Source organism: Planomonospora sp. ID82291, assembly GCF_015711645.1.
GTDB lineage: Bacteria > Actinomycetota > Actinomycetes > Streptosporangiales > Streptosporangiaceae > Planomonospora.
Genome location: NZ_JABTEX010000001.1, coordinates 608846 through 624355, shown reverse-complemented (window position 1 = coordinate 624355; position 15510 = coordinate 608846). Strand labels below are relative to the sequence as shown.

At 77.0% G+C, this 15510-nt stretch carries 3 protein-coding genes; all 3 read left to right on the top strand.

Going from position 1 to position 15510, the window contains the following annotated elements:
* Positions 1-23 precede the first annotated feature (23 nt).
* The 3 genes from HS045_RS02735 to HS045_RS02725 are packed head-to-tail and all read left to right on the top strand — an operon-like array spanning position 24 to position 15501.
* Positions 24-5036: a type I polyketide synthase gene (locus tag HS045_RS02735; protein ID WP_196449588.1), complete on the top strand. Its 5013-nt coding sequence runs from the start codon at positions 24-26 to the stop codon at positions 5034-5036.
* A gap of 35 nt (positions 5037-5071) precedes the next feature.
* Entirely contained in the window at positions 5072-14656 is a 9585-nt protein-coding gene (locus HS045_RS02730; protein ID WP_196449587.1) for a type I polyketide synthase, read from the top strand.
* Positions 14653-15501, top strand: a complete 849-nt coding sequence (locus HS045_RS02725; RefSeq protein ID WP_196449586.1) for a 3-hydroxyacyl-CoA dehydrogenase family protein — start codon at positions 14653-14655, stop codon at positions 15499-15501. Before HS045_RS02730 ends, HS045_RS02725 begins: the two co-directional genes overlap by 4 nt.
* The last annotated feature ends 9 nt before the right edge of the window (positions 15502-15510 follow it).

Here is a 15510-nt window from a genome sequence, read left to right as displayed (position 1 = left end):
CCGCGACCGGAAAGGCTCTTGCGATGGGGACCGAGGAAAAGCTCCGCGCCTACCTCAAGCGGGTGACCGTCGACCTGGCCCAGACCCGCCGGCGCCTCACCGAGCTGGAGGAACGCCGCCACGAGCCCGTCGCCGTCGTCGGCATGGCCTGCCGCTACCCCGGCGGCGCCACCGTGGAGGACTTCTGGGACCTGCTGCGGCGCGGCGGCGACGCGGTGCGCGAGGTCCCGCCCTCGCGCTGGGACGTCGACGCGTACTACGACCCGGCACCGGGCGTGCCCGGCGCCATGTACACCCGGTACGGCGCGTTCCTGGACGACGTGACCGGCTGGGACGCCGAGTTCTTCGGCCTGTCCCCGCGCGAGGCGCTGCGCATGGACCCGCACCAGCGCCTGCTGCTCGAACTGGCCTGGGAGGGTCTGGAGAACGCCGGGCTCGCGCCGTCCCGCCTGGCCGGCAGCCGCACCGCCGTGATGGTCGGCTTCATGGACACGCTCCAGTACGGCAGGCTCCAGCTCGAACTCCAGGGCGACGAGGTCGTCTCCGACCCGTACCTGGGGCAGGGGGCGGTGGCCAGTGTGGCGGCCGGGCGCATCGCGTACCACCTCGACCTGACGGGCCCCACCCTCACCGTGGACACCGCCTGCTCGTCCTCGCTGATCGCCGTCCACCTGGCCGCCGAGAGCCTGCGCCGGGGCGAGTGCGACCTGGCCCTCGCCGGGGGCGCCTCGCTCACCCTGCACCCCACGCTGTACCTCCAGGCGTGCGCCGGGCTGATGATGTGCTCCGACGGGCGGTGCAAGACCTTCGACGAGCGGGCCGACGGATACGTCATGGGCGAGGGCGGCGGCATGGTCGTCCTCGAACCGCTGTCGAAGGCGATCGCCAACGGGCGGCGGATCCGGGCCGTCCTGCGCGGGTCGGCGGTCAACCAGGACGGCCGCAGCAACGGCCTCACCGCGCCCAGCCGGCGCGCCCAGGCCGACGTCATCACCCGCGCCCTGGCGGCGGCCCGGGTGAACCCCGACGACGTCGACTACGTGGAGGCGCACGGCTCCGGCACCCACCTGGGGGACGCCATCGAGCTGTCCGCCCTGCACGACGTGTTCGGCAGGCGCGACCCGGACCGCCCGCTGCACGTGGGCGCCGTCAAGACCAACATCGGCCACACCCAGGCGGGCGCCGGGGTCGCGGGCGTCATCAAGACGGTCCTGATGCTGGAGAACGGCCTGATCCCGCCCAGCCTCAACCTCACCACCCCGGCCGCCGCGCTCCCCGGTGACGGCACCGTCCGGCCGGTGACGGCCGCCACCGCGCTCCCCCGCCGCGACACCCCCGCCCTGGCCGGCGTCAGCTCCTTCGGCCTCTCCGGCACCAACGCCCATGTCGTCCTGGAGGCCCCGCCCGCCCCGCCCGCCCCGCCCGCCCGGCCTGACCCGCCGGCCCCGGACGCGGCGGGGGAGGGCCGTGCGCCGGCGCCGTCCGCCTCCCGCCGGGAGGGGGCGGGGAGCGCGCCCGTCGCGCCCCTTCCCGGTTCCGCGGGGGAGCGGTCGTGGGTGGTGCCGGTCTCGGCGGGCGGTGCGGCGGGGCTGCGGGAGCAGGCGGGCCGGCTGGCCGACTGGCTGGAGGAGCGGCCCGGCACGGAGCTCGGCGACGTCGCCCACACGCTGCGGACCGGCCGCGCCGAGCTCGACCACCGCCGCGCCCTCGTCTGCACCGACCTCGGCGACGCCGTACGCAGGCTCCGCGCCGTCGCCGACGCCGATGCCGCCGAGGGTGGCGGCGGCCACCGGATCACCGGCCCCGCCCGCCTGGCCTTCCTGCTCCCCGGGGTGGGCGACCACTACGCCGGCCTCGGCCGCGAGCTGTACGTCCGGGAGCCCGTCTACGCCGCCGCCGTGGACGAGTGCGTCGGCCTGGTGGAACGCCACTCGGGCGTGGACCTGCGCCCGTACTTCACGGCCGGCCGACCGGCGGCCCCGTCCGCCGGCCCGTCCGTCGACCTGGCCGCCATGCTGGGCAGGGACGACGGCCACGACCGCGCCGACGACCCGCTCGGCCACGCTCCGGTGGCGCACCCCTTCCTCTTCACGGTCGAGTACGCGCTGGCCCGCCTGCTCCGCCACTGGGGCGTCACCCCCGATCTGCTCGTCGGCTACAGCCTCGGCGAGTACGTCGCCGCCTGCCTGGCCGGGGTGTTCTCCCTGGAGGACGCCCTGCACGTCGTGATCGAACGGGCCCACCTCATCGGCGCGGCCCCCGCCGGCCGCATGGTCGCGGTGGCCGCCCCCGAGGCCCCCGTCCGCGCCGCCCTGGCCGCCGCCGGGGTGGAGGTGGACGTGGCCGCGCTCAACGGCCCGGCCATGACCGTGCTCAGCGGCCCGCCCGCGGAGATCGAGCGGGCGACCGCCGTGCTGACCGGCCGGGGCCTGGCCTGCCGTCCGCTGCGCTCGGCCCACGCCTTCCACTCCTCGCTGCTCCAACCGGCCAGGGAGAAGCTGGTCGCGGTGCTGGAGACGGTCCGGCGGAACGCCCCCGCCGTCACCGTCGTGTCCAACCTGACCGGCCGCCCGCTCACCGCCGAGCAGGCCACCGGCACCTCCTACTGGGCGGACCAGCTCGTCGGCACGGTCCGCTTCGCCGACGGCGTGCGCCACTGCCTGGAGCAGGACGTGACCGCGTTCGTCGAGCTGGGCCCCGGCCAGACCCTCGGCGGTCTGGTCCGCCAGACCATGACCGGCGGTCCGGCGGCCGCCGTGCTCGGGACGCTGCCGCCGTACTGGACCGTCACCGGGCCGCGGGACGCCCACGCCGACCTGCTGAGCGCCTGCGGCGCGCTGTGGGAGCTGGGCGCCGGGGTGAGCTGGGAACGGGTCCACCCGGGCGGCGGCCGTGTGCTGAGCCTGCCGACCTACCCGTTCCAGCGCACGCGTTTCTGGCCGGAGCCCGTCGCCGGGCGGTCCCGGACGACCTCCCGGCCCTCCGCTGCGGGGCGGCCGGAGGACGCCGAGGCCGGCGACCACGCCTTCGTGCCCGCGTGGCGGCGCGACCCGGCCGCCGGCGCGCCCCCCACCGCGCTCGCGCTCCCCGGCCCGCTCGTCGTCTTCGCCGACCCCGAGGGCATCGGATCGGCGCTCGCCGACCTGGCCGCCGCCTCCGGGACCCCGGTGGTGGAGGTGGTGGCGGGGACGGGGCCGCGCCGCGAGGGCCGCCGCCTCACCATCGACCCGGCCGAGCCCGGGCAGTACGCGGAGGCGTTCGCCGGGCTCCCCGCCGGTCCCGTGCACGTGGCCCACCTGTGGAGCCTGGCCGCCGCCGCGGGACCGGCCGGCGACGAGGAGCTGCGGGAGGCCGTCGGGCACGGCTTCGACAGCCTCCTGCTGGCGCTGCACGCGCTGGGCGACCGGCCGGGACGCCTGCTCACCGTGAGCCGGGGCGCCGCCGAGATCCTCGGCGGCGACGTGCCGGCCCCCCACCAGTCGCTCGCCCACGGGCTCGGCCGGGCCGCCCGCCACGAGTACGCGGACCTGACCTGGAGCGGCGTGGACCTGGACGCCGAGGAGGGTTCCCCGGCCGCGGCCGTGGCCGCCCAGCTCGCCGCCGAGCTCCTCACGCCACCGGGGGAGGACGGCGTCCCCGAGGCGGCCGACCCCCTGGCAGGCCGGCGCCGCGGCCGCCGCTGGATCCGCCACTGGGTCCCGGTCCCCGACCGGCCGGAACCGTCGCACCCCTGGCGCGCGGACGGCGCGTACCTCATCACCGGCGGCACCCGCGGCCTCGGCATGGCCCTCGCCCGGCACCTGGCCCGCGCGGGCGTCCGCCGCCTGGCCCTGGTCGGCCGGACCCCGCTGTCCCGCGCCGGCGCCCCGCCCGGCGACGGGGAGGCGTCGGCGGAGCCCCGCGGCGGCGTGCTCCGGGACGGCGTGCTCCGGGACGGCGTGCTCCGGGACGGCGGGGGCGGCGCGGCGGGGACGTCCCCCCGCCAGGACAGGGCGGCCGGGACGCTGCGGGACGTCGCCGAGCTGGAGGCGCTGGGCGTCGAGGTGCTGCTCCTCACGGCCGACGCGGGGGTGCCCGGGCAACTGCGGGACGTCCTGCGGCGCGCCCGCGAGCACTTCGGCCGCCTGCACGGCGTGATCCACGCCGCCGGGCTCCCGTCGGGCGGGATGGTGCGGCGCCGCACTCCGGCCGAGGCGCGGCGCGTGCTGGCCCCCAAGGTGCTGGCCATGGGCCCGCTGGCCGAGCTCGTCGGCCCCGGCACCCCCGCCGAGGACCGCCCCGAGGTCCTGGTGCTCTACTCCTCGGCCGTCACCGCGTTCGGCGGCGTCGGCGAGGCCGACTACTGCGCCGCCAACACCGTCCTCGACGCGTACGGCCAGGCGCTGGCCGCCACCGCCCCCTCCACCCGCGTCGTCTCGGTGGCCTGGGGACCCTGGCGGCACGACGTGTGGCAGTCGGAAGGCCTCACGGCGGCGGCGGGCGGCGGCCTGGCCGAGCGGGTGGCCGACTACCGCGCGCGCTACGGCTTCTCCGACGAGGCCGGCTGCGCCTTCCTGGACCGCATCCTGGCCGGCGGACACGGCGGTGTCATGGCCGTCCGGCAGCCGCTGCACGCGGTGCTGCGCGCCTGGACGTCCATGCTCGACCTGGACGGCCTGGTCGACGCCGCGGCCGCGGCGCCCCGGGGCGAACGGTTCCCGCGCCCGCGGCTCCGCACCGACTACGCACCGCCCAGGACCGACGCCGAGGCCGAGATCGCCGAGCTGTGGGGCGCCTACCTCGGCATCGACCGGGTCGGCGTGCACGACCCGTTCTTCGACCTCGGCGGCAACTCGCTGCTCGGCATGGCGATGGTGATGGCCGTCGAGAAGCGGCTCGGCCGCCCCGTCCCGCCCGCGGTGCTGTTCGAGCACCCGACCGTGGCCGCGTTCGCCGCGGCCCTGCACGACGACGGCACCGCCGCCCGGGAGGCGCTGGCCACCGGTTCGGCACGGGGGCGACGGCGCCGCCGGGCGCGGCCCGGCCCCCGGAAATGACCACCGTTCGAGCGACGGAGAAGAGGACGCGAGACGTGAACGACGAGATCGAAGGCCCGGGCACCGACATCGCGATCGTCGGGATGTCCGGCCGCTTCCCCGGCGCGTCCGACGTCGCCGCGCTCTGGTCGGTCATCCGGGCCGGGGAGTCCGGGATCACCCGTTTCACCGACGACGAACTGCGCGCCGCCGGGGTGCCCGAGGACGTGCTCTCCGACCCCGCGTACGTCAAGGCCGCCCCGGTCATCGACGGTGTGGAGCTGTTCGACGCGGCGTTCTTCGGGTTCGGCCCCAAGGAGGCGCAGATCCTCGACCCGCAGCACCGGCTGTTCCTGGAGCACGGCTGGGCGGCGCTGGAGGACGCGGGCTGCGACCCCGGCAGGTTCGAGGGCGCGATCGGGGTGTTCGGCGGATGCGCGCACAGCTCGTACATGCAGAACGCCCTGATCCCCGGCGGCGTCGGCGCGGTCACCGGCGACCTGGCGCTCGGCCTGGCCAACGACAAGGACTCCCTCACCACGCGGGTCGCCCACGCGCTCGGCCTGTCCGGGCCGGCGTACGGCGTGCAGAGCTACTGCTCGACCTCGCTCGTCGCGGTGTGCGCGGCGGCCACCAGCCTGGCCGGGTTCGAGTGCGACCTGGCGCTGGCCGGCGGCGTCGCGGTCAATGTGCCGCACCGGGTGGGCTACCTGTACCAGCAGGGGGGCATCGCGCCGCCCGACGGCGAGTGCCGCGCGTTCGACGCCGGCGGGCTCGGCGCGCCGCTGGGCAGCGGCGTCGGCGTGGTCGCGCTGCGGCGGCTGGAGGACGCGCTCGCCGACGGCGACCAGATCTACGCCGTCATCCGCGGCTGGGCGGTCAACAACGACGCCGGGCGCAAGGTCGGGTTCACCGCGCCCGGCGTGCACGGCCAGGCCGCCGTCATGGCCGAGGCGCTGGCCGCCGCCGGCCTCACGCCCGCCGACGTCGACTACGTGGAGGCGCACGGCACCGGTACCGCGCTCGGCGACGCCGCCGAGCTGGCCGCGCTCCAGCAGGTGTTCCGCGGCCGGTCGCTGCTGATCGGGTCCGTCAAGACGAACGTGGGCCACCTCGACCGGGCCGCCGGGGTCACGAACCTGATCAAGGCGGCGCTGGCGCTCCGCCACGACGAGATCCCGCCCACGCTCAACCTGGCCGAGCCGAACCCGCAGCTCGCCGACGGCGAGGCCGCGCTGGAGGTGGTCACCGCCCTGCGCCCCTGGCCGCGCGAGGCCGGCCGGACCCGCCGGGCCGGGGTGAGCGCGTTCGGCATCGGCGGCACCAACGCGCACGTCGTGCTGGAGGAGGCGCCGCCGGTGCCCCGGCCCGAGGAGCCGCCCCGCCCGGAGCCGCTGGTCTGGTCCGCCCGCACGGCCGAGGCCGCCGACGCCATGACCGCCCGGCTGGCCGCCTGCCTGGCCGGGGAGGGCCGCGGGCACCGGCTGGCCGACGTGGCCCACACCCTCCAGGCCGGCCGCCGGGCGTTCGCCCACCGCCGCATGCTCGTCGCCTCCGCCACGGACGAGGCCGCTGCCGCGCTGCGCGAGCCGGCCGGCGTCATGGGCCGCTCCGAGAGCCGCGACGACCGGCCCGTGGCCTTCCTGATCGCCGGGACCGGCGAGCAGTACCCGGGGATGGCGGCCGACCTGTACCGCACCGAGCCGGTCTTCCGCGACGTGCTGGACGAGTGCCGGGCCGTGCTGCACGGGCTCATGGACGGCGCCGACCCGCTCGCCGAGATGCTCGGCGAGCGCCGTGACCGCGGCGGTGACGGTGACGCGCTCGGCCGCCTCCTCGGCCGCGTCTCCTCCGCTTCCGCTTCCGCTTCCGCTTCCGCTTCCGCTTCCGCCTCCACCTCCGCCTCCACCTCCGCCTCCTGCGGCGCGACCCCGACCGAGGCGCTGCAGCCCGCGCTGTTCGCGGTCGAGTACGCCCTGGCCCGGCTCGTGCTCTCGTGGGGCGTCCGGCCCGCGGCGCTGGCCGGGTACAGCCTCGGCGAGTACGTGGCCGCCGCCCTGGCCGGCGTGCTGTCCCTTCCGGACGCCCTCGCCCTCGTCGTCCACCGGGCCCGCCTCATCGGCGGACTGCCCGAGGGCGCGATGAGCGCGGTCCCGCTGCCCGCCGCCGACCTCGTGGACCGCCTGCGGCGGGCCGGGATCACGGGGGCCGACGTGGGCGCGGTCAGCGGGCCGCGGCTCACCGTGCTGTCCGGTGAGCCGGCGGCCCTGAGCGCCGCCCGCGAGCTGCTGGAGGCGGACGGGGTCCCGTGCCGCCCCCTCGCCACGACGCACGCGTTCCACTCGCGCATGATGGAGCCGATCCGGGAGCGGCTCACCGCGTGGATCGCGGCCAACGTCTCCCTCCGGGCGCCGCGGGTGCCGTACGTGTCCGACGTCACGGGGGAGTTCGTCACGGCCGCGCAGGTGACGGACCCGGCGTACTGGGCCGAGCACATGTGCGCGCCCGTCCGGTTCGACGAGGTGCTGGCGACGCTGCTCGGCCACGACGCCGACGCCGCGCTGCTGGAGATCGGGCCCGGGCGGTCGCTGGGGGCGATGGCCCGCGGCCACCGCGACTGCGCCCCCGACCGCTGGCCCCTCATCGTGTCCGCCCTCCCCGGCGCGGACGACCCGCGCCCGGCGGGGGAGGTCCTCGCGGAGGCGGCGGGCCGGCTGTGGCTGGCGGGCGTCCCGATCGACTGGCCCGGCTTCCGCGGGGACCGCCCCGTGGCCAAGGTCGGCCTCCCCACCTACCCCTTCCAACGTGACCGCTACTGGGTGGACGTCCCCGCGCCCGCCGCGTCCTCCCCGCGGGCCGCGTCCGCCGCGTCCGCGGCCCGCGGGGAGGACCGGCCCCCGGACGCGGCGGGGCAGTCCTCCGGGCGGCCTTCCGGGCCGGCCGCGGGGGAGTCCTCCGGGCATGTGCGCGTCCTCGTCCCCGTCTGGACGCCGGCGCCGCTCGGGGCGTCGCCCGCCGCGGCCCCGGCCGGCCGGTGCGTGCTGGTGGCCGAGCGGGGTGAGACCGCCGAGGCGGTGGAGCGCGCGCTCCGGGCCGCCGGGAGCGAGGTCGTGACCGTACTGGCGGGCGGATCCCGCACCGGGGCGCCGGCCGGCGGCCACACCCTCGGCCCCGGGTCGGCGGAGGACCACCTGGCGCTGGCGCGGCGGCTGCGGGACGCCGCCGTGGTGGTGGATCTGCGCCTGCTCGACCGCGGGCCCGCCGACCCGGGCGCGGACGGGCGCGACGCCGTCCTCCCCCTGGCCCGGTTGCTGCACGCCTGGGGGGAGGAGGGCGGGGACACCACCCGCGTCCTGGTCGCGACCCGGGGCGGGCAGGCGGTGGCCGACGGCGACGTCCCGGACCCCGCCCAGGCCGCCGCGGCCACCCTGCCCATGGTCGCCAACCAGGAGTACCTCACGCTCGACTGCGCCGCCCTCGACCTCGCCCCCGGCGCGACCCCGGAGGAGGCGGCCCGGGCGCTCGTCGCCGAGATCCACCACGGCGGCGCCGACACGTTCGTCGCCCACCGCGGCGGCACCCGCCTCACCCGCGCCTACACCGCTCCCGAGCCCGCGGCGGCACCCACCGCTCCCGGGTCCGCGGCGGCACCCACCGCTCCCGGGTCCGGAGTGGCGGGCGCCCGCGCCGTCACCGCGGGCCGTACGTACCTCGTCACCGGCGGCCTGGGCGACGCCGGACTGCTCGTGGCGGAGCACCTGGTCGGGGCCGGAGCCGACCGGGTCGTGCTCACCGGCCGCCGCGGTCTCCCCGACGACCCGGACGACCCCCGCCACCGGGCGGTCGTCCGGCTGCGCGACCTCGGCGCCGAGGTGCTCACCCCGCAGGCGGACGTGACCGACGCCGCCGCCATGCGCGCCCTGATCGCCGACGCCACCGGGAACGGCCGCCACCCCCTGGGCGGCGTCGTCCACCTGGCCGCCGAGACCTCACCGGACACCTTCCGCCCGCTCCGTGACCTCGACGCCGCCGCCCTGGAGAGGCACTTCGCCGCCAAGGTGACCGGCGCCCTGGTCCTGGAGCGGGTGCTGGCCGACCTGCCGGAGCCCCCCGGTTTCTGCGTCCTGTTCTCCTCCACGTCGGCCCTGCTCGGCGGCATCACGTTCGGCTCGTACGCCGCCGCCAACGCCGCCCTCACGGCGCTCGCGCACCGCAACCCCGCCTGGGTCGCCGCGAGCTGGGACACCTGGGCGGTCACGCTCGACAAGGTCGGCGGCGGCCTGGGCGCGTCGATGGCCGCGCACTCCATGTCGGCCGCCGAGGCGCTGGCGGCGTTCGACCGGGTGCTCGCCGCGCCGCGCCCCGCCCTGGTGGTGGCCGCGGGCGGCCTGGACGACCGGCTGCCGAGGAAGGCGACCGCGGAGGTCCCGGCCCGGACGGACCGGTTCCCGCGCCCCGAACTCCCCCAGCCGTACACGCCGCCCCTCACCCGGACCGAACGCGACCTGGCCGGCCTCTGGTCCGAGGTGCTCGGCGTGGAGCCGGTCGGCACCCGGGACAACTTCTTCGACCTCGGCGGCAGCTCGCTGGTGGCGCTCCAGATGCTGGCGCTGGTGAAGCGGCGGTTCGGCGTCGCGGTGCCCACCGTGACGCTGTTCGAGGCGCCCACCGTGCACACCCTGGCCGCCGTCCTCGACGAACGCGCGGGGCCCGCGCCCGCCCCCGTCCGGGTCGTGGAGCGGGCCCCGGCCGCCGCCGGGGACGAGGACCGCAGGATCGCGATCGTCGGCATGGCGGGCCGCTTCCCCGGCGCCCCCGACGTGGAGGCGTTCTGGCGGAACCTGCGCGACGGCGTGGAGTCCATCAGCTTCTTCACCGAGGAGGAGCTGCTGGCCTCCGGGGCGGACCCCGACCTGGTCAGGGACCCGGCGTACGTGCCCGCCCGCCCCGTGCTCGACGACGTGGCCGGCTTCGACGCGGCGTTCTTCGGCATGAGCCCCCGGACGGCCGCGATCACCGACCCGCAGCAGCGGGCCTTCCTGGAGGTGTGCTGGGAGGCCCTGGAGCAGGCCGGGTACGCCGCCCCCGCGCACCGCGGCCGGGTCGGCGTGTTCGGCGGCGCCAACATCAGCACCTACCTGCTCCGCCAGGCGGCCCGGCTCCTGGAGGGCGACCGGCGGGAGTTCACCGACTTCGAGGTCATCATGGGCAACGACAAGGACGCCCTGACCACCACCGTCTCCTACCTGCTCGACCTGTACGGCCCCAGCGTCGCCGTCCAGACGTTCTGCTCCACGTCGCTGGTGGCCGCGCACCTGGCCGTGCAGAGCCTGCGCAACGGCGAGTGCGAGCTGGCCCTGGCGGGCGGCGTCTCCATCCGCGTCCCCGACCGGATCGGCCACCTGTACGGCCCCGGCGGCCAGGAGTCGCCCGACGGCCACGTCCGCACGTTCGACGCGCAGGCGAAGGGCAGCATGTTCGGCGACGGCGCGGCCGTGGTGCTGTTCAAGCGGCTGCCGGACGCGATCCGCGACGGCGACCACATCTGGGCCGTCATCCGCGGCTCGGCCATGAACAACGACGGCGCGCTCAAGGTGGGCTACACCGCCCCCAGCGTCGTGGGCCAGGCCCGGGTGATCGCCGACGCGATGGCCGACGCGGGCGTCACCGGGGACGACATCAGCTACGTCGAGGCGCACGGGACCGCGACCGAGCTGGGCGACCCGATCGAGGTGGCCGCGCTGGCCCGCGCCTTCGGCGCCACGGACGAGAAGGGCTACTGCCCGATCGGCTCGGTGAAGACCAACGTGGGGCACCTGGACCGGGCGGCGGGGGCCAGCGGCCTGATCAAGACGTCGCTGGCGCTGCGGGAGGGCGTGATCCCGCCCAGCCTCCACTACACGACCCCCAACCCGGAGATCGACTTCGAGGACGGCCCGTTCTACGTCACCACCGAGCTGTCCCCCTGGCGCACCCGTGACGGCCGCCCCCGCATCGCCGGGCTCAACTCGCTCGGCATGGGCGGCACGAACGTCCACATGGTCGTCGAACAGCCCCCGACCGGGCGGAACGCGGCGCCGGCCGCGCACCGCCACCACATCCTGCCCGTCTCGGCACGCAGCGGCGAGGCCGTGGAGCAGGCCTGCGACCGCCTCGGCCGGCACCTGGCCGCCGAGCCGGGCGTGCGGCTGGCCGACGTGGCGTACACGCTGCAGGCCGGCCGCAGGACGTTCGAGCACCGCCGGGCCCTGATCGCCGACGACGTCGCGGCGGCGGCGAAGGCGCTCGGCGGCCGGGAGGGCCTGCTGGGCCGGGTCGAGACCGTCCAGGGCCGCGAGGTCGCCTTCCTCTTCGACGGCGTCGGCGAGCAGTACCCCGGCCTGGCCGGCGACCTGTACCGCCACGAACCGGCCTTCCGCGCCGCCCTCGACGAGTGCCTGGCGCTGCTCGGCGACCTGCCGGACCTGCCGGACCTGGTGGACCTGCTCACGGGCGACCGGGGCGGCGGCGCGGACCCGGCCGCCCTGCTCGGCCGCGGCGGCACGACCGGCGACCGGCGCGGCGGCACGACCGGCGACCGGGCCGCCGCGCTCGGACGCACCGAGGTCGCCCAGCCCGCGCTGTTCGCCGTGGAGTACGCGCTGGCCCGCACCCTCGTCTCGTGGGGCCTCACCCCGCGCCTCATGCTCGGCTACAGCCTCGGCGAGTACGTGGCCGCCACCCTGGCGGGCGTCCTGTCGCCGAAGGACGCCCTGGCCCTGGTCGCCCACCGGGCCGGGCTCATCGCCGGCCTGCCCGCGGGGGCCATGCTCGCCGTCTCGCTCCCGGCCGACCGGCTGCGCCGCCGCTTCCGGCTGGACGGGCGCGGCCTGGACGTCGCCGCCGTCAACGGCCCGCAGGTCACGGTGGTCGCCGGGCCCGGCGAGGCGGTCACGCGGCTGGCCGCCGACCTGCGCGCGGCCGAGGTGCCCTGCCGTCCGCTGGAGACCTCCCACGCCTTCCACTCGCGGATGCTGGAGCCGCTGAGCGACGAGCTGACCCGGTGGGTGGCGGACAACGTGCGGCTGAACGCGCCGCGCCTGCCGTACATCTCGAACGTGACCGGCGAGGTCGCCGACGCCGCGCTGGTGTGCGACCCCGGCTACTGGGCGCGGCACATGTGCGCGACCGTCCGGTTCGCCGACGGCGTCGGCCGGCTGCTGGCCGACCCCGGGCTGGCCGTCGTGGAGATCGGCCCGGGGCAGTCGCTCGGCGCGCTGGTCCGCGGCGCGGGCTGCCCGCCCGAGCACTGGCCGCTGATCACCCACACGCTGCCCGCCGCGAGCGACGCCAGGCCGGGCGACCTCGCGCTGGCCGACTGCCTGGCCCGCCTGTGGCTGTGCGGCGTCACCGTCGACTGGGACGCCTACCACGGCCGGGAACCGGCGAACGGCCGGGAACCGGCGAACGGCCGGCCCCGGCAGGACGACCGGGCGCGGGACGCCGACCGGGCTCAGGACGCCGGCCGGGCGGGGGAGGGCGCGCCCTGGAGCGCGGAGGCCGTCCCGGGCCGGATCCCGCTGCCCACCTACCCCTTCCAGCGGCAGCGCCACTGGATCGAGCCCCCGGCCCCGCGCCGGCCGGCGGCCGGGGCGGCGACCGGCGCCGGGACGGGGGGCGAACCGGACGACCTCTTCGACGCCATCACCAGCCTCCCCCGGCTCCCGGAGGACCGCTGGCTCCACCTCCCCGTCTGGCGCCAGACCGCGCCCCCCGCCCCCGCGGCGGAGGGCCCCGGCTCCTGGCTGGTCTTCACCCGCGAAGGCCTGGCCGACACCGTCGCGGAGAACCTCAGGGCCGCCGGCGCCGCCGTCACCCTGGTCCGCCCCGGCGACGCCCGCACGGTCACCCCGGACGGCGACCACACCGTCAGGCCGGGCGAGGTCGCCGACCTGCGCGCCCTGCTCCGCGACCTCAGGACCGCCGGCCGTCCGCTGGACCGCGTCCTGCACCTGTGGGCCCTGGAGCCGGACGGCGACACCGCGGCCCGCGGCCTGCACACCCTCGTCGCCCTGGCCAGGGCCGCGGGGGAGGCGGGCATCGCCGCCTGGTCCCTGGACGTCGCGGTCTCCGGCACCCAGCAGGTCCTCGGGGACGATGCGGTCCACCCCGAGGGCGCCACCCTCACCGGTCCCTGCCTGGTGATCCCCCTGGAGTACCCCGGGGTGACCACCCGCCTGATCGACCTGCCGGGCGCCCCCGCGCCCGGGGACCTGGCCGCGCTGGCGGCCGAGCTGGCCCGCCCGCAGTCCGACCGCACGGTCGCGCTGCGGAACGGCCGCCGCTGGCTCCCCGACTACGAGCAACTGCCCGCCGACCCGCGGGACGCGCCCTTCCGCGACGAGGGCGTCTACCTGATCACGGGCGGCCTCGGCGGCATCGCGCTCGGCCTGGCCGAGCACCTGGCCCGCGAGCACCGCGCCAAGCTGGTCCTCCTGGCCAGGACCGGCCTGCCGGCGGCGGACGGCGACCACGACGAGACCGCGCGACGGCGCGCCGCCCAGGTCCGCGCCCTGACCGGCCTGGGCGCCGAGGTGGAGATCGTCGTCGGCGACGTGGCGGACGCCGCCGACGCGCGCCGCGCCGTGGACGCGGCCCTGACCCGCTTCGGCGCGCTCCACGGCGTCCTGCACGCCGCGGGCGTCCCCGGCATGGGCCTCATGCAGTTCAAACGGCCCGAGGAGCTGGACGCCGTCCTCGCCCCCAAGATCGCCGGAACCCTGGCCCTCGCCGAGGCGCTGCGCATCGGCGAGCCGGACGAGATCGCGCTGGACTTCCTGGTCCTGTTCTCCTCCATCACCTCCGCCACCGGCGGCGGTCCCGGCCAGGTGGACTACTGCGCCGCCAACGCCTTCCTCGACGGCTACGCCGGCAAGCTGGCCGCCACCGGCCGCCGCGTCGTCGCCGTCGACTGGGGCGAGTGGACGTGGAACGCCTGGGAGGCGGGCCTGGCCGGATACGAGGAGGGACTGCGCGACTTCTTCCGGCGGAACCGGGCCAGGGTCGGCATCGGCTTCGCGGACGGCTGGCGCTCGCTCCGGCGCGCCCTGGCCTCCGGCGAGCCGCGCGTCGTGGTCTCCACCCAGGACTACCCCACCCTGGTGCGCGGCAGCTCCCGCCTCACGCTGGAGGCCGTCACCTCGCCCGACCTGGGCGGCGGCGACCTGCACCCCAGGCCCGAGCTGGTCACCCCCTACCAGGAGCCGACCGGCCCCACCGAGGAGAAGGTCGCCGCGATCTGGCGGGAGTCGCTGCGGCTGGACCGGGTGGGCGCCCTGGACAACTTCTTCGAGCTCGGCGGCAACTCGCTGCTCGGGGTGGCCATCGTGGCCACCGTACGCCGGGCCTTCGGCCTGGACGAGCTGCCCCCGCACATCCTCTACGAGGCCCCCACCGTGGCCGCGCTCAGCCGGGCCGTCGAGGCGCGGGCCTCGGGCGCGGCGCCCGCGCAGGCCGACGCCGACGGCGGCGGCGGTCACGTGCGCGCCCAGCTGCGCCGCTCGGGCCTCGAAGCCTCCGCCGCCCGGAGGCGCGCCCGCCACCCCCAGGAGACCCGCACAGGAGAGGCACGACCCACGATGAGCGGAACGGAGCGTACATGAGCCTGATCGGAGTGATCGGCGCCGGTGTCATGGGCGTCGGCGTCGCCCAGAACCTCGCCCAGACCGGCCACGACGTGGTGCTGGTCGACAAGGACGAGACGACCCTGAGCGACGCGCTGGCGGCCGTCGCCCGCAACACCAGGATGAGCCGCCTGATGGGCGGCCCCGCCCTCGACGTCGATGAGGTGCTGGCCAGGATCACCACCGCCGTGGGCGCGGCGGGGGCGGCCAAGTGCGACCTCGTCATCGAGAACGTCACCGAGGACTGGGAGACCAAGCGGCAGGTGTACGAGACGCTCGACGCCGCCTGCGGCCCCGACACCGTCTTCGTGGTCAACACCTCCGCCATCCCCATCACCAAGGTCGGCTCCGTCACCGCGCGGCCCGACAAGGTGATCGGCGTGCACTTCATGAACCCGGTGCCCGCCAAGCCGGCCGTGGAGCTCATCCCCGGCGTGCACACCTCCGAGGAGACGGTACGGCGCACCCGCGACCTGCTGACCGCCATGGGCAAGAGGTCCGTGGACGTCAAGGACTCCTGCGGGTTCATCTCCAACCGGGTCCTGATGCTCACCGTCAACGAGGCCGCCTACCTCGTCCACGAGGGCGTGGCCGACGCCGAGTCGGTCGACGAGGTCTTCCGCAGCTGCTTCGGCCACCCGATGGGGCCGCTGGAGACCGCCGACCTGATCGGCGTGGACACGATCCTCTACAGCGTCGAGGTGCTCTACGAGCACTACGCCGACAGCAAGTACCGCCCCTGCCCGCTGCTCAAGCAGATGACGGACGCCGGCCTGCACGGACGCAAGTCCGGCCGCGGCTTCTACACCTACGCAACGAACTGAATGGAGCCA